The organism is Jannaschia sp. S6380, from assembly GCF_023015695.1.
Taxonomy (GTDB): Bacteria; Pseudomonadota; Alphaproteobacteria; order Rhodobacterales; family Rhodobacteraceae; genus Jannaschia.
This window is the reverse complement of record NZ_JALKAS010000001.1, coordinates 1,503,517-1,523,130: the sequence shown is the minus strand read 5'-3', so window position 1 is coordinate 1,523,130 and position 19,614 is coordinate 1,503,517. Positions and strand designations below refer to the sequence as shown.

Sequence of the window (19,614 nt, the reverse complement as noted above, 5' to 3'; positions counted from 1 at the left end):
CGGTGTTCTCCGGGCGGTCGGGGTCGGACGCATGTTTGGGGCAGCGCGCATCAGGTTCAACCGCCAACTTGCCGGTTCGCATGCCTTCGCGCCGCGCGGATCGCGAGAATGGCCGCCACCAGCAAGACGATCGCGCCGCCCGTCCACAGGCTTGCGGGCACGAAGGTCGCCAGAAGGGCGATCGCCACCACCGCAACCATGGCGATCGGCAGAAGCGCGCGTATCATGCCCCGCCCCCGCCCCCGTCCAGCGCGGCCAGCGCGCAGAGTGCTCCTTCGGTCCGGCTGAGGGTCCAGCCGTGCAGGTCCAGCACTCGATGGGCGGCGAAATCGGCGCGGATCCGCGTAGACCAGTTGCGCCCGAACAGATCATTGACCGGTTGCGCGCCCACATCCAGTTCCGCACGCAGGGCAGGGACGTCGGCGGGCAAGATCCCGGCTTGCAGAATCTCACGCCCGATCCGCCGGGCCGCCTCGCCCCGGGGGGCCGCGCCGGCGGCACCTCCGGTCGCGGTCAGCGCCGCCGTCAGGGTCACGAAGGTTCGTCGGTCCATATGCTACCTCCCTCCGCCGGGCGTCGCGTCGCGCAGGTGATCGGCCAGCCGGATCGCCATCGCCCCGATTGTCAGAGTCGGGTTGGCATAGCCGCTGGTCGGAAAGACGCCGCAACTTGCGATGTGCAGATTGGCCACGCCATGCACCTTGCAGTTCGCATCCACGACGCCGGTGGCCGGGTCGTCGGACATGCGCACCGTGCCGTTGTGGTGCTTGCCCAGGCCGACGGTGCGCGGAATCTCGTAATCCTCGCGCCGCGCATACGACCAGGACCGCCCGAGGCCCATGCGGCCCATCTCGTCGATCAGGACGCCGGCGGCGTGGCGCGCCGTGCGGCGGTCGAATTCGGTCAGCTGCCAGTCCAGCCCGACGCGACGCTTGCCGAAGCGGTCGGTCTCCTCGATGCGCAGGACGCGGCTGTCGGGATTGGGGATGCACTCCATCGACAGCCAGGGACCCAGCCAGGCATGGTCGATGAGGTCGTCCCGGCGGCCAAGAATCTCTCGCGCAACGGCGTTGGTCGCCCCGTCGAGGTCGGTCATAAGGTTCATGATCTCGCCCGACAGGTAGGGCGGCGCCTCGCCGGTCTTGAGGGCGCCGAACAGCTGCCGGATGGCACGCTTGCCCGGAGAGCCGCCGTCGGGGAACAGGTGGAAGATGAAGTTGCCGACCTTCTCGCGGCGCAGATGCGCCTCGGAGGCCGCCAGGACGTTCTGGATGCCCCCCACCTCCAGATAGTGCGGACCGGTATAGAGACTGAGACGGTCCAGATCCTCGCGCGACATCAACGTGCGCACATGCGGGCGCAGGCCGACATGATCGTTGAAGAACCGCCCGACCAGGTCCCGGCCATTGCCCAGCCCCATCGGCATCACGCGGTCGGAATTGAACAAGAGCCGCGGGATCTCGATCCCGCCGGCCGCCAGAACGACATTCCGCGCCCGTACGTCGAAGCGGGGCCCGTCGATGCAGGCGACCCGCAGGGCGGTCACGCGCGCGGCATTGTCGTCGGTTTCCAGTTCGGTGACGTTCGCATTCAGCAGGACGCGCACGTCCGGCGCAGCGCGCAGCCGATCCTCGTAGACATACCCGAAGGCGGTCGGCGGGCTGAGAACGGTGACGAGGTTTTCCAGTTGTTCGGGGTCGGGGGCCAGACGGTCGCCGCCGATCCGCGCGGCCCAGAACTCGAAATCGTAGGGGCGTTCGGTCTGAAGTTCGAAATAGGGATGGGCGCGTTCGTAATAGGGCTCCAGATCCGCGAACCCGATGGGCCAGCCGGAATGCGGGATCCAGTCGCGCGCCTCGAAGTCGAGGGGCGTATAGCGCATGCAATAGCCCGACCAGTGGTTGGAGCTTCCGCCGAGGAAGCGCAGCCGCGCCTCGGCGAGGGGGGTGTAGGGGAACCCCAGGTCGGGCCCTTCGTAGAGGGCCTGTGTCGCATCGTCGGCGAACATGTCGCCCGATTCCAGAAGCAGGACCTCCCGTCCCGATTCCGAGAGTTCAAGGGCGAGCGTGATGCCCGCCGGCCCGCCGCCGACGATGCAGATATCGGCCTCGACGACCTCGCCGTCCGGCAGCTGGCGCGCGTTGAGAATCATTCGGTCGGACCGGCCGACCGGGTGGAGGCGCGCGCCCGCATCATTTCCGCGTGTCCCGGCGTCGCAGGAACGCGATGATCGTCACGTAAAGTACGGTCGCGACCAGCGTCGTCACCACCGATGAGGCGAGTGCCCCCGTGGTCAGCCCACCGGCGCGGTAGACGTCGAGGGCCAGGTTCACGATCAGGAAGATCGCGGCGAAGATCGCCCCCTGTTTCGCGATTTGCCCCGTCACGCGACCACCTCGGCCGTCTCGAGCACGGCATGGAGCAGGACGTCGGTGCCGGCGCGCGCCCAGTCCCTGGTGATCTCCTCGGCCTCGTTGTGGCTCAGGCCGTCCACGCAAGGGCACATGATCATCGCGGTCGGCGCCACGCGATTGATCCAACAGGCATCGTGGCCGGCGCCCGAGATGATGTCCATATGGCTGTAGCCCAGCCGTTCAGCCGCGTTGCGGACAGCCTCGACGCAGTTCTTATCGAAGGTCACGGGGTCGAAGCCGCCGACCTTCTCCAGCTCGACCTGCATCCCCATCTCCTCGGCGATGCGGCGTGCGGCCTTGTCCAGACGCGCCTCCATATCCTCGATCACCGTAAGGTCGGGCGAACGGAAATCGACGGTGAAGATCGCGCGCCCCGGGATCACGTTGCGCGAGTTCGGATGTACCTCGATATGGCCTGCGGCCCCGACGGCGTGGGGCGCGTGCGACAGGGCAATCTCCTCGACTTCCAGCAGGATGCGCGCCATGGCCAGCCCGGCGTTTCGCCGCATCGGCATGGGCGTGGACCCGGTATGGCTCTCCTTGCCGGTGACGGTCACCTGCGTCCAGCTGAGGCCCTGACCATGCGTGACGACGCCGATCTCGCACCCTTTGGCCTCCAGGATGGGACCCTGCTCGATATGAAGCTCGAACATCGCGTGCATCTTGCGGGCGCCGACCGCCTCGTCGCCGCGCCAGCCGATCCGGTCCAGCTCGTCGCCGAAGCGCTTGCCCTCGGCATCGGTCTTGTCCTCGGCCCAGTCCTGAGTATGCACGCCTGCGAAGACGCCGGAGGCCAGCATGGCGGGGGCGAAGCGGGTGCCCTCCTCGTTCGTCCAGTTGGTGACGACGATGGGGTGCCTGGTGCGGATGTTCAGGTCGTTCAGCGTGCGGACCAGTTCCAGCCCGCCGAGCACGCCCAGCACCCCGTCATATTTGCCGCCCGTCGGCTGTGTGTCGAGATGGCTGCCGACATAGACCGGAAGGGCGTCCGGGTCGGTGCCGTCGCGGGTGGCGAACATGTTGCCGATACGATCGACACCCATGGTCATGCCCGCCTCCTCGCACCATTTCTGGAACCGCGCACGCCCCTCGCCATCGGCATCGGTCAAGGTCTGACGATTGTTGCCGCCGGCCACGCCCGGCCCGATCCGGGCCATCTCCATCAGGCTGTCCCACAGCCGGTCCGCGTCGATGCGTAGGTTCTCACCTGCGGCTGCCATGTGTCCCCCGATAATTTGACCGTTCGGTAAAACCGACGCTATCACGGGTCGGAAACCAGTCAATGCCCACGCCGACCCGGCCGCCGGCATCCATGCACGGGTCCGCCATGGCCCGCGCCGCACCGGGGGAGGGGACCATGGCCAAGGATGACGGCCCCACACGCATCCAGCGGGATCGACGGCTGCGCATCCTGGAGGCGGGTCTGGACGTCTTCGCGGCCGAAGGGTTCCGCGGCGCCACGCTGGACGGCATCGCGCGGCAGGCCGGTCTGTCGAAGCCGAACCTGCTCTATTATTTCGCGTCGAAGGAGGCGATCTTCCGCGCCCTTCTCGACCTTGTGCTGGATACCTGGCTCGACCCGTTGCGCGCGCTGGATCCCCAGGGCGAGCCGCTGCGCGAGATGCTGGAATACGTGCGCCGCAAGCTGCGGCTGGCCCGGGACCATCCGCGCGAGAGCCGGCTTTTTGCAGGCGAGATCCTGCACGGGGCGCCCCGGCTGGGCGATGCGCTTTCGGTCGACCTGAAACGCCTCGTGGACGGGCGCGCAGGTGTCATAGCCGGCTGGATGGCGCGCGGGCGGCTTGCGCCATCCGATCCGCATCACCTGATCTTCTCGATCTGGGCGTTGACGCAGCACTATGCCGATTTCGACGTCCAGGTCCGTGCCGTCCTGGGCCCCGATCGCGACCCCTGGGCTGAGGCGGAGGCGCATCTTACGACGCATTTTACGCGACTGCTGACTCCTTAAGACTCTCGCAACGACGGCTCCCTAGACCAGTCCGTGCCGGAAAACGGGATCGGACATGCAGCGTGGATGGAAGATATTCTCCCCCACGGGGGACGGAACCGGGCGCGGGATGCATGACGTCCACGCGCTGGACGGACCCGTTTCGCAGCCCCCTCCGCCCGTCGAGTCCGGTGGCGCCACACAGGGTGCCGCGCGCAGCGGCCCGGCGGCCGCGCCGATCCTCGTTGCGTCCGGTGCCCTCGTCTGCACGCCGGAAGGCACCGTTCGGGTCGACGATCTGCGAAGCGGCGATGCCGTCCTGACGCTGGACGGGTCCGTCACGCTGCGCCGGGATGCGGTGCCGACCTGGTCGCCGCCTTGGTGGCAGGCGGACTGGATACGGCTCGAAGCGGGGGCCTTCGGCAATCTGCGCCCTATCGGCCTGCGTGCCGATCACCGCATCGCCGTCACCGGCCCCCTGGTCGAGGTCGCGACCGGCCGTGACGTGGCAATGGTGCCTGTCGGCACCATGTCGGCGGCACGGTGGCCCGGCGTCCGACCGGCACGTGCCAGGGGCCGCCTGATTGCGCTGCATCCGCAGTTGCGGAACGATCCGGCCATCCGTGTCGAAGGCCTTTGGCTGGCCACACCGCGCGCGACGCGCAACGACGGACCTTCCAGTGGTGCCCGGCGGGACGGCGCCCCCCACGCCACCCTGACGGATGGGGAGGCCGCCGATCTGCTGCGCCGGGCGTTGGCGGGCATGGGCGGGGTCGCGCCGCCATGCCTGGCCGGGGTGCCGCGGTCGGCGCGGGCCCACTGACTACTCGGCGGCGACCGCCGCCGGATTGTTGGGATGCGTGGTCCAGTCCGCAGGTTCGGCCGCGACGACACGACCGGTGCGCGGATCGGTCTGGCCGGGTTCGAGTGCCACCATGTCGATGCATCCTTCGACCGGGCAGACGTCGACGCACAGGTTGCAGGCCACGCATTCCTCGTCGATCACGGTGAAGACCCGGTCGGACGACATCGCGATCGCCTGATGCGACGTGTCCTCGCACGCGGCAAAGCACCGGCCGCAGGAGATGCAGAGATCCTGATCGATCCGCGCCTTGGCGACGTAGTTCAGGTTCAGATACTGCCAGTCGGTCACGTTCGGCACCGCCCGCCCGACGATCGCCTCGACCGAAGCGTGCCCCTTCTCGTCCATCCAGCGGCCGAGACCCGCCGTCATCTCGTCGATGATCTTGAAGCCGTAGGTCATGGCAGCCGTGCAGACCTGCACGTTGCCCGCCCCGAGGGCGATGAACTCGGCCGCGTCGCGCCAGGTGGTGATGCCGCCGATCCCGCTGATCGGCAGGCCGCGCGTCTCGGGGTCCCGGGCGATCTCGGACACCATCGACAAGGCGATCGGCTTGACCGCCGGGCCGCAATAGCCGCCATGGCTGCCCTTGCCGTCGATCGTCGGCTGCGGCGCCATCATGTCCAGATCGACCGAGGTGATCGAGTTGATCGTGTTGATCAGGCTCACCGCATCCGCGCCGCCGCGCTTGGCCGCGGCCGCGGGCTTGCGCACGTCGGTGATGTTGGGGGTCAGCTTCACGATGACGGGCATGCGGCTGTACTGCTTGCACCAGCGGGTCACCATCTCGATATACTCAGGCACTTGGCCGACGGCGGCACCCATGCCGCGCTCGGACATGCCGTGGGGGCAGCCGAAATTCAGCTCGATCCCGTCGGCACCGGTCTCCTCGACCTTCGGCAGGATCGCGCGCCAGGCCTCCTCCTCGCAGGGCACCATGATCGAGGCGATCAGCGCCCGATCCGGGAAATCGCGCTTGACCACCTTCATCTCGCGTAGATTCACCTCCAGCGGGCGGTCGGTGATCAGCTCGATGTTGTTGAGACCCAGCAGCCGGCGATCGGCCCCGTAGATCGCGCCATAGCGTGGGCCGTTGACGTTGACGACCGGCGGCCCCTCGGCGCCCAGCGTCTTCCATACGACGCCACCCCAACCGGCCTCGAACGCGCGGCGGACGTTGTATTCCTTGTCCGTGGGCGGCGCGGAGGCGAGCCAGAACGGGTTCGGCGACTTGATGCCCACGAAACTGGTGGAGAGATCGGCCATGTCAGGTCCTCCGGCTGGGAATGGGGGTCAGAAGAAGCGCGTCAGGGCAAGTCCGCCCAGTTGCCCGGCCATGGGCGCCGCCATGGCCCAGACCGTTGCCCCCAGGATAGTGATGGGCAGGAACCGGCGAAGCGAGACGCCGGACATGCCGACGAACGTGAACAGCACGGCACGGACCGGGCCCAGGAAGTGCCCCAGAAGGATCGCGCCGGCGCCCCAGCGATTGGCCGCCGCACGTGCCCGGTCCAGGGCGGCCCGCCTTCGGCGCAGGGGCGCCACGTCCAGGATGTCGGGCCCGTATCGCCGGCCGATCCACCACGACAGGATAGACCCCGAAATGGCACCAGCCGCGGCACCGAGGAACAGCGGCAGGAAGTCCACCGACCCCGCCGCGACGAGGCCGCCGATGCCCACCAGGATCGCCGTCGCCGGCACGAACAGGGCAACGATCACCGTCGTCTCGGCCATGGCCAGCAGGAAGGCGATCGGCAGGACCCAGATCCGATGTTCGGAGACGAAGAGGAGGGTTGCGTCGATATGGTCCTGCAACGTTCCCTCCGATGCGAAACGTCATCCGCATGTCAGGACAACCCCAGCCGGGCGTGAATGTCCATGGCGGCATCGCGCCCCTCGGCGACGGCGGTGACGGTCAGATCCTCGCCGCCCATCGCGCAGTCGCCCCCGGCCCAGACCCCCGTGAGGCTGGTTTGGCCGGCGCCGGTCACGGCGATCTTGCCGCCGTCCAATGCCAACCCCTCGACGGCCACGAGCTTTTGCCCGATGGCGCGGAATAGCTGATCGGCGGGCAGGCGCTGCGTCTCGCCCGTGGGCGCCATGTTCGCGTCGACATAGGCGAGTTCCACCTCGCGCAACCGGTCGTCGCCGTGCAGTGCCTGCGGCACCAACCCGAACATCAGCCGTACGCCGTGCGTAGCGGCCAGATCCTGTTCCCACCGGCTGGCGGGCATGCGGTCGCGGTCGCGGCGATAGGCGATCGTGACCGTCTCCGCGCCCAGAAGCTTGGACTGGACCGCGGCGTCGACGGCCGTCATGCCGCCGCCTATCACGATGACGTGGCGACCAACGGGCAGTTGCGTCAGGTCCGGCGCCTGGCGCAGCGCGGCGATGAAATCGACCGCGTTTTCGCATCCGGTGGCCGCCTCGCCCTCGAGCCCTAGGGCGCCGACCCCGCCCAGTCCGATCCCAAGGAAGACGGCATCGAAGCGGTCGCGCAGATCCTCCAGCGTCAGGCCGTCGCCGATCGCGCGGCCCGTCTCGACGGTGATGCCACCGATCTTGAGGAGCCAGTCGACCTCGGCCTGGGCGAAATTGTCGGGCGTCTTGTATTGGGCGATGCCGTATTCATTCAGGCCGCCCGGCTTGGGGCGCGCGTCATACATGGTGACGGAATGGCCCAGCATCGCCAGCCGGTGCGCGCAGGCCAGTCCGGCAGGGCCCGCCCCCACGACCGCGACGTGGCGTCCGGTGTCGGGCGCGCGGGTATAGGGGTGTTCGCCCGCCTGCATCATGCTGTCGGTCGCGTGCCGCTGCAGGCGACCGATCTCGACGGGTTTGCCCTCGGCCACCTCGCGGACGCAGACCTCCTCGCAAAGCGTTTCGGTCGGGCAGACACGGGCGCACATACCGCCAAGGATGTTCTGGTCGAAGATCGTCTTGGCCGCGGCCTCGGGCATGCCGGTGGCGATCTGGCGGATGAAGAGCGGGATGTCGATATCGGTGGGGCAGGCCGTGACGCAGGGCGCGTCGTGGCAGAAATAGCAGCGGTCGGCGGCAACCAGCGCCTCGTGCCGGTCAAGCGGTGGATGCAGGTCGTCGAAGTTCCGGGCCAGATCCTCGGGGCCCAGTCGTCCGGCGCGGATCCCGTCAAGGCGCATGGCTTCGGTCATCGCTCTCTCCCGTCGTTTTTCGTGGACAGAGTGGCACGGGATGATTTTTTATCAAACGGTAAAATTTCAGCAGGATGAGAACCGATGCCCAAAGCCTATTGGATCGCGCATGTCACGGTCACCGATCCCGATCCCTATGCCCTCTATGCCACGGGCGCGACGGAGGCGTTCGAGAAGCACGGCGCCCGCGTTCTGGCACGCGGGGGGCGCGTCGTCGGACTGGAAGGAGAGAGCCGACCGCGGAACGTCATCATCGAGTTCGATAGCCTGGAGGCGGCGCAGGCCTGCTACGACTCGCCGGAATATCAGGCGGCCCGGGCCCATAGGGAGGGTGCCGGGGACGCGCAGATTATCCTGCTGGAAGGCGTGTAGAAAGCGGTCCTACAGGTCGGGCAGCAAGCGCCCGCCGTCCAGATCTTCCAGATCGAAGCCGGATACGCGCAGCAGCGGATAGATCCGGGCGACATCGTGAAAAGCGGCATATCGCGCCCGCGGTTCCGCGCGCGAGACCGGCATGCGCAAGGCCAGCCGCGCCATATGCGCCTTGTAGAAACCGGCATAGCGCCAATACTGGTTCGGTGTCAGCGCCGCCGCACCGACATGGCCGTCGAACACGATACGCACGCGGGCTTGGCCGATCGACGTCGTATTCGGTGCGTCGAACCACAGGATTTCCGGATTGTAGCGTGTGGTCAGGTCGATCAGGTGCGTTGCCGCCGCCGGCGTGGCGAGGCCGGCCGTCAGCAGAAGCGCCGCAAGGACGCGCCGGCCCGTCATCGGTCCCGCCCCACGGGGTTCGCTTCGGTATCGTCGTCGCCGAAGCGTCGGTCGTCGGCCAGCGGGTCCTCGCCCGCGGGGACGTAGGCCTTGCTTTCAAGGACGGCGGCATTGTCATGCGTCGGGTCCGAATAGGCGTCGGCCGGCATCGGCCCGGCCAGGAATTCGTGTAGGTCCTGCTGCGCGTCGCCCGGCTCGATCCCCTGACGCCCGGCGATCAGGCGCGCCAGTTCGGCCGTCGATCCGTCGGCATCCTCCAGATCGGCATCGGTCAGCTTGGGATAGCGGCTGAGCAATGCGTCACGGTAGGGAACCCAGTCGTTCGTGAAATCTTCGCGGCTCATGTCGTGCCTCCTCGGTCGTGCGGGGACAAACGCGAGGACGAATTGGGCGGTTCCCACGGCCCGGGCGGATCAGGCGAACATCTCGCCCAGATCGACGGTGGATTTCTCGCCGATGGCGGCCAGGTCGCGGTCCAGGAATACCTCGGCGGCGGCGTGCCCTGCGGCGCGGAGCTGGTGCAGGATGACCGGGTTCGGCACGACCTTGGTCGCCACCGAAAGCTGCCGCATCAGGGCGTCGTCGGCGATCATGTGGACGAGCACGTCCTTCATCGATCCCGCCGGGATCTTGCCGTCACGCACCAGCCGCTGGACGAAGGCGACGGCCCGCAACTCCCGCAGCAGCGAGGTGTTGAAGCTGATCTCGTTGATGCGGTTCTGGATGTCGCGGGCCGTGATCGGCACCTCGGGACGTTCCAGCGGGTTGATGTTCACGATCAGGATGTCGCGCGGCAGCTTCGCGTCGAACAGCGGAAACAGCGCCGGATTGCCGGTATAGCCGCCGTCCCAATAGGCCTCGCCGTCGATCTCGACCGCCGGGAACAGGGTTGGCAGACAGGCGGAGGCGAGGATCGCGTCGGGCGTGATCGCATCGCGGGTGAACAGCCGGATCTTGCCGGTCCGAACGTTGGTCGCGCAGATGTGGAACTCGGGGCCCCGGTCGGAGCAGATCGCGTCGAAGCTCATGGCGCCGACGATGTCGCGAAACGCGTCCTGCGTCAGGCTGGACCCGGCATAGGGGCTGACCGCGCGGCTCCAGTTGTCGGCCATCTGGTATCCGGGCGACATCTCGATCGCATAGCTGACGGCCATGGGCGAGAACGCCGTCAGCCATGGCGTCCAGCGTTCGTCGGTCAGCGCGCCGACGGCCGTCCAGACCGATTCAAGCGTCTCGCGAGCCAAGTCGCGCGACCCCGCGGCGAGCCCCGCCTTCACCGCCGCCCCGTTCAGGGCGCCCGCACTGGTGCCGCTGATGCCCGCGATCTCCAGCCGTTCGTCCGCCAGCAGCCGGTCCAGCACGCCCCAGGTGAACGCGCCATGCGCACCGCCGCCCTGCAACGCCAGATTGATACGCTTGGGCGTCATCCGGCCTGCCACTTGGCCAGAAGGTCCGTCACCGCGATGCCGTCGATGGTCATTCCGTCCAGGTTGGCATTGGTGATCGCCAGGCCGGACAGGTTGGCGTGGTCGATCGACGCGCCGGTAAGGTTCACGTCGTGGAAGCGCGTCCCGCCCAAGTTCACGTTCTCGAACACCATGCCTTCGGCGTTCACGTCGTCGATGCGGGCGCCCATCAGGTGGCTGTCGGCCACGACCGCGCCCTTGAGACTGACGCGGGTGAAGGTCGAGCCGTCGAGGAAACGATCCTCGATCTCAAGACGCTCGGGCGGGGTGGTGGCCGGGTTGTCGGTCATACGGCCGTCCACCCGCCATCGACGCTGATCGTCGTGCCGGTGATCTGCGCGGCGTGGTCGGAACAAAGAAACAGCGCCGTCCCGCCTAGCTGGTCCGTGGTGGCGAATTCCTTGGAAGGCTGGCGCTTGAGCAGCACCTCGCGGATCGCCGTATCACGGTCCATTCCGTATTCCTTCATCGTGTCAGGGATCTGGCTTTCGACCAGCGGCGTCAGAACATAGCCCGGGCAGATCGCGTTCGCGGTGATCGGCTCCTCGGCGGTCTCCAAGGCGACGACCTTGGTCATCCCGACGATCCCGTGCTTGGCGGCGACATAGGCGGACTTGTAGGGGCTCGCCCGCAGGCCATGGGCCGAGGCGATGTTGATGACGCGCCCCCATCCGGCCGCGCGCATCATCGGCAGGGCGGCCGCGGTGGTGTGAAACGCCGAGGACAGGTTGATCGCGATGATCGCGTCCCATTTCCCGGCGGGGAAGTTCTCGACCGGGGCAACATGCTGGATGCCGGCGTTGTTCACCAGAATGTCGCAGCGCCCGGCGCTCTCGACCAGACCGCGCGCGGCCTCGCCCGAGGAGAGGTCCGCCTGGATGTAGCGCACCTCCACCCCGTGCTCTTTGGCAAGATCGGCGGCCAGGGCGTGATCCTCTTCGGTGTCGCTGTAGGAGTTGAGCACGACATTCAGCCCGCCGGCCGCGAAGCTTCGCGCGATCCCCAGCCCGATGCCGGAGTTCGAGCCGGTTACGATGGCGGTCTTCCCTTGCAGCGTCATGGTGTCCCTTTCCTCTGTCGGTCTGGGCCGGACAATAGATGCTGCGGATGCGAAGTGAAGTGCCGATGGCCGAAACCCGCGGACCGGCATCCGCGCCGTTGACTGACACGCCCAAAGGGAGGACCAAAAAAAACGCCGGCACAAGGCCGGCGTTCAGTCATTGAGGCAGGTTTCATACAGGCAAGAAACCTATCGAGCAGTAACGCCGTTATAGACGCTCGTCCGGCAGAGTCCAAGAGAATATTCACTGGTCTGCGACCAAATGAATCAGATAAATGTCAACCCAGGCAGCACGTTAGGGGCAGGTAACATGATGATGAACAATCGTTTCTCACGATTCGCGTTCCCGATATGCGCATTTGCAGCATTCGCCGCGGCGGCGGGAATCGCGCATCAGGCGATCGCGGACGGTCATGGAATCGCCCTTTACGGCGAGCCTGCGCTGCCCTCCGGATACGCGCATCTTCCGTATGTGAACCCCGATGCGCCGAAGGGCGGAACGTTCTCGGATGGCCAGGTCGGCAGCTTCGACAGCCTCAACCCCCACATCCAGCAGGGCAGCGTGCCATGGCAGCTGCGCTTTCTGGCCTACGAGTCCCTTCTGGGGCGCAGCTGGGACGAACCGTTCACGCTTTACGGCCTGTTGGCCGAGACCGTCGAGGTGAACGAGGACGAGACACAAATCACCTTCACCCTGAACCCCGAGGCCCGGTTTTCCGACGGTACGCCCGTCACGCCCGAGGACGTCATCTGGTCCTGGAACATTCTGGGGCGGGAGGGGGCGAACGGCCGCTACCGCGCTGCCTTCTCCAAGGTCGAGAACGTCGAGAAGGTGGGCGAACGGGGCATCCGCTTCACCATCGGCGCGCCGGACCGCGAGCTGCTGATGACGCTGGGATACCGTCCCATCATGAAGGCCGCGCAATATGCCGAGGACGAGGACGCGTTCTTCCGGTCCGGTCTGGGCAACATCCCGATCACCACCGCGCCCTATGTCATCACCGATTTCGATGCCGGCCGTTTCGTCGAGCTGACCCGGAACGAGGATTACTGGGGCGCCGATCACCCGTTCCGGCGGGGCACGAACAATGTCGACACGATCCGGATGGAGTTCTTCGGCGACGCGACCGCGCATTTCGAGGCGTTCAAGGCCGGCGAGCTGTCGACCATGCGCGAGACGAACGCGACGGCCTGGGCGCGCGACTACGACTTTCCGGCCGTGCAGTCCGGCGAGATCGTCCTGTCGGAGATCCCGCATGAGCGTCCGACCGGCATGACGGGTCTGGTCATGAATACCCGACGCGCGCCCTTCGACGACTGGCGTGTGCGCGAGGCCATGATCCAGGCGTTCAATTTCGACTACGTCAACAACGTCATCAATGCCGGCGCGCAGCCACGCATCACGTCCTATTTCGCCAACTCGCCGCTCGGCATGACGGCAGGCCCCGCCGAGGGACGTGTCGCCGAGCTGCTTGAACCTCATGCCGACGACCTGCTGCCGGGAACGATGGAAGGCTACGTCCTGCCGTCCTCGGACGGGCAGGTGGCCGACCGGCGGGGGCTGCGGACCGCGACGCGCCTGCTGGCCGAAGCCGGATACGAGGTGCAGGACGGCGTTATGACCGGCCCGGACGGTCCCCTCTCCTTCGAGATCCTGGTGCAGAGCGGGTCGTCCGAGGTCCAGTCGATCGTCGACATCTATGTCGAGTCGCTGCGGCGCCTCGGCGTCGAGGCCCGTCCCGTCGCCGTCGACAGCGCGCAGTTCAAGGACCGCACTGTCAATTATGAATTCGACATGATGTGGTACCAGTGGGGCCTGTCGCTGAGCCCGGGCAACGAACAGACCGCCTATTGGGGCCCCGACGGTGTCGAGACGCCCGGCAGCCGAAACCTGATGGGTGCCGACGATCCGGCGATCACGGCGATGATCGACGCGATGCTGGGCGCCGAGACGCAGGAAGGCTACGTCGCAGCCGTCAAGGCGCTGGACCGGGTGCTGACGGCGGGCCGCTACGTCATTCCGATCTGGCACAATCCCGTCAGCTGGATCGCCCATGACAAGGACCTGAATTACCCCGCCGACCGACTTCCGATCTACGGGGACTGGATCGGCTTCCAGCCCGATATCTGGTGGTTCGAGGAGTAGGGAGATCGCCGGGCGGCGCGTCCGCCGTCGCCGGCGCGTCAGGTCCAGTGCGGCAGGTTCCCGCCCGGCAGCGCCGTGCGCGCGGCCAGCAACTCCTGGTGCGGCAGCGACAGCGTCTCGCATGCGCCGGCGACCCACATGTCGTCCATCAGCACGAAATCCAGAACCGCGCCCAGGAACTCGGGCTCCTTCGCGGCGCCGCGTATCGTATCGCGATCGGCGCCCGTGCTGTTCTGGAAGGCATCCAGCAGATCCGCCTGCGCCAGCCATCCCAGCGCCCCCAGCGCGATCACTTCGGCGTCATCCTGCGTCATTCGCGTGCTCCCCGAGCTCATTGAAACCTTTTGTTAACCTTCATGGCGGATTACTGACCGCAATCGAAGCGCCATTCACGAGAAAACCGCAATGTCCGGACGGATCCTCATCGTCGACGACGTCGCCACGAACCGTATCGTGATGAAGGTCAAGCTGGCCGCCGCCCGGTACGAGGTCGTGCCCGCCGCCAGTGGCCCCGAGGCGCTGGAGATCGCGGCCGGCGGCGGCATCGACATCATCATCATGGACATGATGATGCCCGGCATGACGGGGGCCGACACCTGCCGCAGGCTGCGCGCCGACCCCGACACCGCCACCATCCCCGTGATCCTCGTGACCGCGTCCGACGATATGGAGGCGCGGATGGACGGGCTGTCGGCCGGCGCCGACGACTTCCTGTCCAAGCCGGTGGACGAAATCGCGCTGCTGGCCCGTGTTCGGTCGCTTCTGCGCACCCGCGAGGCGGAGCGCGACTACGAGGCGCGCGGCGGGGCGTTGCTCGAGATGGCCGCGCCACCCGCCGCGCCCTGTGGCTTCGCCGAGGCGGCGGGGCAGGCCTCGTTCAGTGCCAAACCTTCCCCGGTCGAGGGGCGGATCGCGATGATCGGCGGAAACGACGCCACCTGGCTGCCGGTCCAGCGCGACCGCCTGCGTCCGCTGTTCCGCGAGGCGGTCAGCATCGTGGATCGCGACGGTGCGCTTGCCATGACGGCCGAGATGGCGCCCGACCTGTTCCTGATCGACGCCGATCTGGGCGGGCGCAACGACGGGCTGCGCCTGATGTCCGAACTCCGCTCGCGGGGCGCGACGCGTCATGCCGCGTTCATCATGCTGCTGCCGCCGGGCGACAGCGAGCGCGCGGCCACGGCGCTCGATCTCGGGGCGGCGGATGTGGGCTACCATCCGTTCCCGACCGACGAAATCGCCATGCGCATCCGCACGCAGCTGGCCCGCAAGAAGCGGGCGGACCGCATGCGCGACACGCTCGACACGGGGCTGAAGCTGGCCGTGATCGACCCGTTGACCGGGCTGCACAACCGGCGGTTCGGTCTGGGCCATCTCGACCGTGTGGCCACGCGCTGCCGCGCGCAGGGCATCCGCGCGGGCGTCGTCCTGATGGATATCGATCATTTCAAGCGGGTGAACGACACCTATGGTCACCCGGTGGGCGACCTGGTCCTGTCGAAGGTCGCCAAGGTCCTGCAGGAAAGCCTGCGCGCCGAGGATCTGGTGGCTCGCATCGGCGGAGAGGAGTTCCTCGCCATCCTGCCGGATTCGGACCTGGCGCAGGTTCGCGTGGTCGCCGAACGCCTGCGCGCCGCCGTCCAGTCGCTGCGCATACCGGTGGGCGAGGGCGAACTGTCTGTCACCCTGTCGCTCGGCGTCGCCATGATGGAGGAGTGCGAAGACGCGGCCTCCCGCGCGATGGAGACGGTGGACCGGGCACTCTATTCGGCGAAGGACGACGGCCGGAACCGCGTCCGCCTCGCGGCGGCGAGCTAGCGCCGGCGCCTCAGGGCCCGGGCCAGCGCGGCCCGTTCCTCTTCCGACAGCGACCCGACGAAGGCGGCAATCATCGGAATGCCGTGGGCCGAGAGCCGGCCACGGATGGCTTGCTGTTCGGTCAGGGCGGCCTCGAATGCGGCGCGGTCGAAGGTTTCCGATCGCAGCGCCCCGATCATGCGTGCCCGCGCGGCGGCCATACTGTCGCGTCCGGTGCGGATGCCGTCTGTGGCGCGCAGCTTACGCAGCAGGGCACCGCGGTCGTCACGGTCGAGCGCGCGGATCAGGAGCGCGATCTCCGGTGGCCCGCCCGCGCGTTCGGTCCTTGCCGTACGCCCCTGCACCAGCGCCGCCAGAACGGCCCCGGCCACCAGCAAATTGATCGAGAGCGACGCCACGAGCAGCCATCGCATCCAGGGTTGGGTCATCCGCTTTCTCCTTCCGGAAAGGCGCCGCCGAACAGGTCGCCCAAAAGCGTGGCCTCCTCGGTGCCGAGCGGCAGCATCTGCTGTACCAGCACGGGCTGCATCAATCCGATCCAGAGGCCGAGAGCGGTCGCCGCCGGCATGCCGGCCCAGCCCCACCACGGCAACCGGCGCGCGGTCGGGGCCGGTCGGACCTCGGCCAGGATCCGGGCGCGCAAGTCGCGGGGCAGCGGCACCTCCCGTGATTGCAGGTCGCGGAGGCGGTTCTCCAGGTCGTGATCGGTCATTCGTTCTCACCCCCTTCATCCAGCAGTTCGGCCAGACGCCGCTTTCCCCTGGCCGTCAGGCTCTCGACGGCCTCGACACCGCATTCCAGCATGGCCGCGATGTCCGGGTTGGAATAGCCCTCGACATGGCGGAGCACCACGGCCTGCCGCTGCCGGGCCGGCATTCGCAAAAGGGCGGCGTCCAGCGCCGACAGGCGCTCCGCCTGGATCAAGCCCGCCAAGGCCGAGGGGGCGTCGTCCGCGAACTCCACCCCTTCGGGCAGGGGCGTCAGGCGGGCATCGCGCCGATGCGCGTCCACCGCCAGGTTGGCAGCTACACGGCCCAGCCAGGTTCCGATATTGGCCGGGCCGTCGGCATCCCAGTCATCCGCCCTGCGCCAAAGCCGCAGGAACGCTTCCTGCACGACATCCTCGGCCAAGGGACGGTGGCCGCCGGTCATGCGAAGGGCGAACGCCATCAGGCGCGGCCCGAGCCGGTCCAGCAGCGCCGCCGCGGCGCGGGCATCGCCGCGCCCGGCCGCGGCCAGAAGGTCGGCTTCATGACGGCGATCCCGGTCATCCATGCGGCCCCCGCTCGGGGCAGGGCACCTGTGCCCCGCCCTTCGATCCTACCTGCGTCCACGGGAATGTCGGGCGACGGCGGCGTCCCATTCGGCCGCGTCGATGGCACCATCCCCGTCGCTATCCGCCCGCGAAAACTGGCGCGCGCGTCGCGCGCCGGTGTCGCGCCGTTCCGGACCGGCTTGCAGTTCGTCCTTGCTCAGCACGCCGTCGGCGTCCTTGTCCAGCCTCTGGATCAGGCCGTCCACACGGCGCGCCGTCCGGGCCTCCGATGCGGCGCGCAGTTCGGCCCGGGTCAGGACGCCGTCGCCATTCGTGTCGGCCCGATCCATCCGGTCGGCGCGCCGTTCCGCGCCGAAGGCCGCCAGTTCTGCCGGCATGATCCGACCGTCGGCATCGGCATCCACGTCGCCGAAGGCGGGACGGTCCGGACCGGGCCCGCGCGCCTCGGCGGCAAGGGGTCCCAGGAAAAGGCCGGCACAGATGGCCAGGCCGGTTGCGGTGATCCTGTTCATGTCGTCTCCTTTTCGATGGCCGCGCAGACCCGTCGCCTGGCGGTCCTCGGTTACACGTCCGGGCCCCCGGTTTCCGTCGCGGTCTTTTCACGCCCGCCCCGACGTCCTAGCTAGTCGGACAGCGAAAGGATCGTCCGATGGATCAAGCCCCGATCGAAGACCCCCGCCTGATGCGGCAGGCCATGTGGCGCGGCTGGCGCCGCCGCTGCCCGAACTGCGGCGAGGGCGCGATGCTGCACAGCTATCTGAAGGTGCGCGACACCTGCGACGCCTGCGGGCAGGAACTGCACCACCATCGCGCCGATGACGGGCCGCCCTATCTGACGCTGCTGATCGTGGGGCATATCATCGGCCCGGCCATGCTGTGGTACTTCGTCGCGTTCGAGCCGGACCCGTACAGCTTCATGGCGATCTTCATGCTGGCATCCGTGGTGCTTTCGCTTTGGTTCCTTCCGCGCCTGAAAGGCGTCATCGTGGGCGTCCAATGGGCTGCGCGCATGCATGGCTTCGGTCGCGGCGACGCGCCCTCCGACCTGGCCGCATGACCGACGCGCCCGTGCGGGATGCGGCGACGATCATCCTGCTGCGCGACCAGGGCCCGTCCGGACCCGCCGTCCTGATGGGGCAGCGCGGGGCCGGTGCCGTGTTCATGCCGTCAAAATACGTCTTCCCCGGCGGCGCGGTCGAGGCGGGGGACGGCGCCGCGCGCTTCGCGAGGCCCCTGGGGGCTCAGACCCGTGCCGCATTGGAGTCCCGCTCCGAAGTCGCGCCCGAAATGTTGGCCGCCGCCGCGATCCGCGAGCTGGCCGAGGAGACGGGGCAGGTCGTCGGCAGGCCCGCGGACGCAGAGGCAGGCACCTGCGACTGGCCGGGATTCGAGCGGCTGCTGCCGGATGCCGGGGCGCTGCGGTTCATCTTTCGGGCCATAACGCCGCCTGGGCGGCCGCGGCGCTTCGATGCCCGGTTCTTTCTGGCTTCGGCCGATGCGCTCGCCACCGATCCCGACGATTTCGGCCGGGCCGAGGACGAGCTGAGCCATCTGCACTGGGTTCCGCTGGACCGCGCGCGGGCGCTGGACATGCCGTTCATCACCGAGGTCGTCCTGGCCGAGACCGCCGCCATCGCCGCCGGCCGCGACGTGCCCGGCACGCCGTTCTTCGACAATTCGGGCGACAGCTCGGTCTTCTGCCGGCTCTAGGCGCGCAGCAGGATCAGGGCGACGACGCTCAGCCCGACCAGCGAGATGCCGATCACTTCGCGTCTTGTCTGGCGTTCGCCCAGCACGATCCAACCGATCGCGATGGACAGGATCAACTCCACTTGGCCCACGGCATTCACGTAGGCGGCGGTTTGCAGCGTGTAGGCGGTGAACCAACCCATCGATCCGATCATCGACGTGGCCCCGACCAGTGACGTCGCGCGCCAGCGACGGAACACCGCCATCAGTCCGGACGGGTCCCGCCAGGCGAGCCAGGCGCCCAGCAGCACGGTCTGCAACAGGGTGACGAGGCCCAGCGTGACGGCCGCGCGGACCAGTGGCGCGTCCGACAGCACCAGGAGCGAGGCGCCGCGATATCCGACCGCCGAGATCGAGAAGAAGACTCCCGAGGCGAGGCCCAGAAGCGAACCACGGTTGAAGACCTGCCACCTCCGACCCTCGGGCACCGACAGGAGGACCACGCCCAGGAAACCCAGCGCCATGGCCGCGAGGTCGGCGGCGGTGACCGTTTCGCCCAGGATCAGGAAGCCCGCCACGACGGTCATCAGCACGGTCACCTTCGAGAAGGCGATGCCCACGGCGAAGTTGCGGTACGAGAACAGCGCAACGACGCAGATCGTCGCCAGGATCTGCGAGATGCCGCCGGCCACAGCATAGGGCCAGAATCCGTCGCCGATGGGCGGCAGCGTGCCGTCCGCGACCAAGACCCATGCGCCCAGGCCCAGCGCGACGGCCGCCGGCGCATAGACGAACCGCGCGAAGGTGGCCGCCGTCGAGGACAGGCCCGAGAGGGCGAGACGCTTCTGCAGCAGGAAGCGCAGCGCCTGAACCGATGCCGCGAGCAGCGTGGCGAACAACCAGAGTGACATGCTTCGGGCATCTGACAGCCCGCGATGGCGCGGGCCAGAGCAAAAGAGGCCGGGGTCGAAACGAACGCGGCGCA

General features: G+C 68.0%; 26 protein-coding genes. 7 read left to right on the top strand and 19 right to left on the bottom strand.

Translation table 11 applies throughout. The features are described 5' to 3' along the window. Positions 1-56: 56 nt before the first annotated feature. The 5 genes from MWU52_RS07820 to MWU52_RS07800 are packed head-to-tail and all read right to left on the bottom strand — an operon-like array spanning position 57 to position 3,634. A complete protein-coding gene (locus MWU52_RS07820) occupies positions 57-227 on the bottom strand; it encodes a hypothetical protein (RefSeq protein ID WP_246950920.1) in 171 nt (56 codons plus the stop codon). Then, complete coding sequence (locus tag MWU52_RS07815) at positions 224-553, bottom strand: hypothetical protein (RefSeq protein WP_246950919.1); 330 nt, start codon at positions 551-553, stop codon at positions 224-226. Before MWU52_RS07815 ends, MWU52_RS07820 begins: the two co-directional genes overlap by 4 nt. 3 nt (positions 554-556) lie before the next feature. Next, a complete protein-coding gene (locus MWU52_RS07810) occupies positions 557-2,152 on the bottom strand; it encodes a GMC family oxidoreductase (RefSeq protein ID WP_246950918.1) in 1,596 nt (531 codons plus the stop codon). A 40-nt stretch (positions 2,153-2,192) separates the two neighbouring features. Beyond that, positions 2,193-2,387, bottom strand: a complete 195-nt coding sequence (locus MWU52_RS07805; protein WP_246950917.1) for a hypothetical protein — start codon at positions 2,385-2,387, stop codon at positions 2,193-2,195. After that, a complete protein-coding gene (locus tag MWU52_RS07800; protein WP_246950916.1) occupies positions 2,384-3,634 on the bottom strand; it encodes a Zn-dependent hydrolase in 1,251 nt (416 codons plus the stop codon). The genes MWU52_RS07805 and MWU52_RS07800 overlap by 4 nt, the downstream gene beginning before the upstream one ends. A 137-nt stretch (positions 3,635-3,771) precedes the next feature. Here MWU52_RS07800 and MWU52_RS07795 point away from each other — a divergent pair, with 137 nt between their 5' ends. Together MWU52_RS07795 and MWU52_RS07790 are read left to right on the top strand one after the other, a co-directional pair. Beyond that, on the top strand, positions 3,772-4,383 hold the full coding sequence (locus tag MWU52_RS07795; protein WP_246950915.1) for a TetR family transcriptional regulator C-terminal domain-containing protein: 612 nt from the start codon (positions 3,772-3,774) through the stop codon (positions 4,381-4,383). Positions 4,384-4,492: 109 nt separating this feature from the next. Continuing rightward, the gene (locus MWU52_RS07790; RefSeq protein WP_246950914.1) at positions 4,493-5,185 is read left to right on the top strand and encodes a Hint domain-containing protein; all 693 of its coding nucleotides are present in this window, start codon (positions 4,493-4,495) and stop codon (positions 5,183-5,185) included. Here MWU52_RS07790 and preA read toward each other — a convergent pair whose 3' ends face one another. Genes preA through MWU52_RS07775 form a run of 3 tightly spaced genes read right to left on the bottom strand, consistent with a single transcriptional unit; the run spans position 5,186 to position 8,397 of the window. Beyond that, complete coding sequence (gene preA / locus MWU52_RS07785; RefSeq protein WP_246950912.1) at positions 5,186-6,490, bottom strand: NAD-dependent dihydropyrimidine dehydrogenase subunit PreA; 1,305 nt, start codon at positions 6,488-6,490, stop codon at positions 5,186-5,188. Positions 6,491-6,517: 27 nt separating this feature from the next. Then, a complete protein-coding gene (locus tag MWU52_RS07780) occupies positions 6,518-7,039 on the bottom strand; it encodes a VTT domain-containing protein (RefSeq protein ID WP_246950910.1) in 522 nt (173 codons plus the stop codon). Between the two features lie 32 nt (positions 7,040-7,071). After that, the gene (locus tag MWU52_RS07775) at positions 7,072-8,397 is read right to left on the bottom strand and encodes an NAD(P)-dependent oxidoreductase (RefSeq protein ID WP_246950908.1); all 1,326 of its coding nucleotides are present in this window, start codon (positions 8,395-8,397) and stop codon (positions 7,072-7,074) included. 84 nt (positions 8,398-8,481) lie between these two features. Between MWU52_RS07775 and MWU52_RS07770 the strand changes: the two genes are divergently transcribed. After that, on the top strand, positions 8,482-8,769 hold the full coding sequence (locus MWU52_RS07770) for a DUF1330 domain-containing protein (RefSeq protein WP_246950906.1): 288 nt from the start codon (positions 8,482-8,484) through the stop codon (positions 8,767-8,769). A 9-nt stretch (positions 8,770-8,778) separates the two neighbouring features. On the opposite strand, the gene MWU52_RS07765 is transcribed toward MWU52_RS07770, so the two are convergent. From MWU52_RS07765 to MWU52_RS07745, 5 genes are all read right to left on the bottom strand, one after another. Further along, positions 8,779-9,174, bottom strand: coding sequence for a hypothetical protein (locus MWU52_RS07765; protein ID WP_246950904.1), 396 nt, complete (start codon positions 9,172-9,174; stop codon positions 8,779-8,781). Continuing rightward, complete coding sequence (locus MWU52_RS07760; RefSeq protein WP_246950902.1) at positions 9,171-9,518, bottom strand: hypothetical protein; 348 nt, start codon at positions 9,516-9,518, stop codon at positions 9,171-9,173. Before MWU52_RS07760 ends, MWU52_RS07765 begins: the two co-directional genes overlap by 4 nt. A gap of 69 nt (positions 9,519-9,587) precedes the next feature. Then, entirely contained in the window at positions 9,588-10,601 is a 1,014-nt protein-coding gene (locus MWU52_RS07755; RefSeq protein ID WP_246950900.1) for a patatin-like phospholipase family protein, read from the bottom strand. Continuing rightward, positions 10,598-10,930 carry a pentapeptide repeat-containing protein gene (locus MWU52_RS07750; protein WP_246950898.1) on the bottom strand — a complete coding sequence of 111 codons (333 nt, stop codon included), beginning with the start codon at positions 10,928-10,930 and terminating at the stop codon, positions 10,598-10,600. Before MWU52_RS07750 ends, MWU52_RS07755 begins: the two co-directional genes overlap by 4 nt. Next, positions 10,927-11,700, bottom strand: a complete 774-nt coding sequence (locus tag MWU52_RS07745; protein ID WP_246950896.1) for a 3-hydroxybutyrate dehydrogenase — start codon at positions 11,698-11,700, stop codon at positions 10,927-10,929. The genes MWU52_RS07750 and MWU52_RS07745 overlap by 4 nt, the downstream gene beginning before the upstream one ends. 310 nt (positions 11,701-12,010) lie before the next feature. On the opposite strand from MWU52_RS07745, the gene MWU52_RS07740 reads away from it, so the two are divergent. Then, the gene (locus MWU52_RS07740) at positions 12,011-13,846 is read left to right on the top strand and encodes an extracellular solute-binding protein (RefSeq protein WP_348645498.1); all 1,836 of its coding nucleotides are present in this window, start codon (positions 12,011-12,013) and stop codon (positions 13,844-13,846) included. A gap of 38 nt (positions 13,847-13,884) precedes the next feature. On the opposite strand, the gene MWU52_RS07735 is transcribed toward MWU52_RS07740, so the two are convergent. Next, on the bottom strand, positions 13,885-14,160 hold the full coding sequence (locus MWU52_RS07735) for a DUF3572 domain-containing protein (RefSeq protein WP_246950894.1): 276 nt from the start codon (positions 14,158-14,160) through the stop codon (positions 13,885-13,887). A 91-nt stretch (positions 14,161-14,251) separates the two neighbouring features. Between MWU52_RS07735 and MWU52_RS07730 the strand changes: the two genes are divergently transcribed. After that, positions 14,252-15,664, top strand: a complete 1,413-nt coding sequence (locus tag MWU52_RS07730) for a diguanylate cyclase (RefSeq protein WP_246950892.1) — start codon at positions 14,252-14,254, stop codon at positions 15,662-15,664. Here MWU52_RS07730 and MWU52_RS07725 read toward each other — a convergent pair. The 4 genes from MWU52_RS07725 to MWU52_RS07710 are packed head-to-tail and all read right to left on the bottom strand — an operon-like array spanning position 15,661 to position 17,452. Next, entirely contained in the window at positions 15,661-16,092 is a 432-nt protein-coding gene (locus MWU52_RS07725) for a periplasmic heavy metal sensor (RefSeq protein ID WP_246950890.1), read from the bottom strand. The genes MWU52_RS07730 and MWU52_RS07725 overlap by 4 nt on opposite strands. After that, entirely contained in the window at positions 16,089-16,376 is a 288-nt protein-coding gene (locus tag MWU52_RS07720) for a hypothetical protein (protein ID WP_246950888.1), read from the bottom strand. Before MWU52_RS07720 ends, MWU52_RS07725 begins: the two co-directional genes overlap by 4 nt. Then, positions 16,373-16,939, bottom strand: a complete 567-nt coding sequence (locus tag MWU52_RS07715) for a sigma-70 family RNA polymerase sigma factor (RefSeq protein WP_246950886.1) — start codon at positions 16,937-16,939, stop codon at positions 16,373-16,375. Before MWU52_RS07715 ends, MWU52_RS07720 begins: the two co-directional genes overlap by 4 nt. A 45-nt stretch (positions 16,940-16,984) precedes the next feature. Beyond that, a complete protein-coding gene (locus MWU52_RS07710) occupies positions 16,985-17,452 on the bottom strand; it encodes an EF-hand domain-containing protein (protein ID WP_246950884.1) in 468 nt (155 codons plus the stop codon). 137 nt (positions 17,453-17,589) lie between these two features. Here MWU52_RS07710 and MWU52_RS07705 point away from each other — a divergent pair, with 137 nt between their 5' ends. Continuing rightward, positions 17,590-17,997 (top strand): DUF983 domain-containing protein, encoded by a 408-nt coding sequence (locus tag MWU52_RS07705; RefSeq protein WP_246950882.1) that lies wholly within the window; start codon positions 17,590-17,592, stop codon positions 17,995-17,997. Next, a complete protein-coding gene (locus tag MWU52_RS07700) occupies positions 17,994-18,650 on the top strand; it encodes an NUDIX hydrolase (protein ID WP_246950880.1) in 657 nt (218 codons plus the stop codon). Before MWU52_RS07705 ends, MWU52_RS07700 begins: the two co-directional genes overlap by 4 nt. Here MWU52_RS07700 and MWU52_RS07695 read toward each other — a convergent pair. Beyond that, positions 18,647-19,540: a DMT family transporter gene (locus MWU52_RS07695; RefSeq protein WP_246950878.1), complete on the bottom strand. Its 894-nt coding sequence runs from the start codon at positions 19,538-19,540 to the stop codon at positions 18,647-18,649. The genes MWU52_RS07700 and MWU52_RS07695 overlap by 4 nt on opposite strands. Positions 19,541-19,614: the final 74 nt, after the last annotated feature.

What these genes read in the sequence shown, in the direction of transcription:
- MWU52_RS07820 (WP_246950920.1), bottom strand. Translation starts at nt 227, where the DNA reads ATGATACGCGCGCTTCTGCCGATCGCCATGGTTGCGGTGGTGGCGATC.
- MWU52_RS07815 (WP_246950919.1), bottom strand. Translation starts at nt 553, where the DNA reads ATGGACCGACGAACCTTCGTGACCCTGACGGCGGCGCTGACCGCGACC.
- MWU52_RS07810 (WP_246950918.1), bottom strand. Translation starts at nt 2,152, where the DNA reads ATGATTCTCAACGCGCGCCAGCTGCCGGACGGCGAGGTCGTCGAGGCC.
- MWU52_RS07800 (WP_246950916.1), bottom strand. Translation starts at nt 3,634, where the DNA reads ATGGCAGCCGCAGGTGAGAACCTACGCATCGACGCGGACCGGCTGTGG.
- MWU52_RS07795 (WP_246950915.1), top strand. Translation starts at nt 3,772, where the DNA reads ATGGCCAAGGATGACGGCCCCACACGCATCCAGCGGGATCGACGGCTG.
- MWU52_RS07790 (WP_246950914.1), top strand. Translation starts at nt 4,493, where the DNA reads ATGCATGACGTCCACGCGCTGGACGGACCCGTTTCGCAGCCCCCTCCG.
- preA (WP_246950912.1), bottom strand. Translation starts at nt 6,490, where the DNA reads ATGGCCGATCTCTCCACCAGTTTCGTGGGCATCAAGTCGCCGAACCCG.
- MWU52_RS07775 (WP_246950908.1), bottom strand. Translation starts at nt 8,397, where the DNA reads ATGACCGAAGCCATGCGCCTTGACGGGATCCGCGCCGGACGACTGGGC.
- MWU52_RS07770 (WP_246950906.1), top strand. Translation starts at nt 8,482, where the DNA reads ATGCCCAAAGCCTATTGGATCGCGCATGTCACGGTCACCGATCCCGAT.
- MWU52_RS07765 (WP_246950904.1), bottom strand. Translation starts at nt 9,174, where the DNA reads ATGACGGGCCGGCGCGTCCTTGCGGCGCTTCTGCTGACGGCCGGCCTC.
- MWU52_RS07760 (WP_246950902.1), bottom strand. Translation starts at nt 9,518, where the DNA reads ATGAGCCGCGAAGATTTCACGAACGACTGGGTTCCCTACCGTGACGCA.
- MWU52_RS07755 (WP_246950900.1), bottom strand. Translation starts at nt 10,601, where the DNA reads ATGACGCCCAAGCGTATCAATCTGGCGTTGCAGGGCGGCGGTGCGCAT.
- MWU52_RS07750 (WP_246950898.1), bottom strand. Translation starts at nt 10,930, where the DNA reads ATGACCGACAACCCGGCCACCACCCCGCCCGAGCGTCTTGAGATCGAG.
- MWU52_RS07745 (WP_246950896.1), bottom strand. Translation starts at nt 11,700, where the DNA reads ATGACGCTGCAAGGGAAGACCGCCATCGTAACCGGCTCGAACTCCGGC.
- MWU52_RS07740 (WP_348645498.1), top strand. Translation starts at nt 12,011, where the DNA reads ATGATGATGAACAATCGTTTCTCACGATTCGCGTTCCCGATATGCGCA.
- MWU52_RS07735 (WP_246950894.1), bottom strand. Translation starts at nt 14,160, where the DNA reads ATGACGCAGGATGACGCCGAAGTGATCGCGCTGGGGGCGCTGGGATGG.
- MWU52_RS07730 (WP_246950892.1), top strand. Translation starts at nt 14,252, where the DNA reads ATGTCCGGACGGATCCTCATCGTCGACGACGTCGCCACGAACCGTATC.
- MWU52_RS07725 (WP_246950890.1), bottom strand. Translation starts at nt 16,092, where the DNA reads ATGACCCAACCCTGGATGCGATGGCTGCTCGTGGCGTCGCTCTCGATC.
- MWU52_RS07720 (WP_246950888.1), bottom strand. Translation starts at nt 16,376, where the DNA reads ATGACCGATCACGACCTGGAGAACCGCCTCCGCGACCTGCAATCACGG.
- MWU52_RS07715 (WP_246950886.1), bottom strand. Translation starts at nt 16,939, where the DNA reads ATGGATGACCGGGATCGCCGTCATGAAGCCGACCTTCTGGCCGCGGCC.
- MWU52_RS07710 (WP_246950884.1), bottom strand. Translation starts at nt 17,452, where the DNA reads ATGAACAGGATCACCGCAACCGGCCTGGCCATCTGTGCCGGCCTTTTC.
- MWU52_RS07705 (WP_246950882.1), top strand. Translation starts at nt 17,590, where the DNA reads ATGGATCAAGCCCCGATCGAAGACCCCCGCCTGATGCGGCAGGCCATG.
- MWU52_RS07700 (WP_246950880.1), top strand. Translation starts at nt 17,994, where the DNA reads ATGACCGACGCGCCCGTGCGGGATGCGGCGACGATCATCCTGCTGCGC.
- MWU52_RS07695 (WP_246950878.1), bottom strand. Translation starts at nt 19,540, where the DNA reads ATGTCACTCTGGTTGTTCGCCACGCTGCTCGCGGCATCGGTTCAGGCG.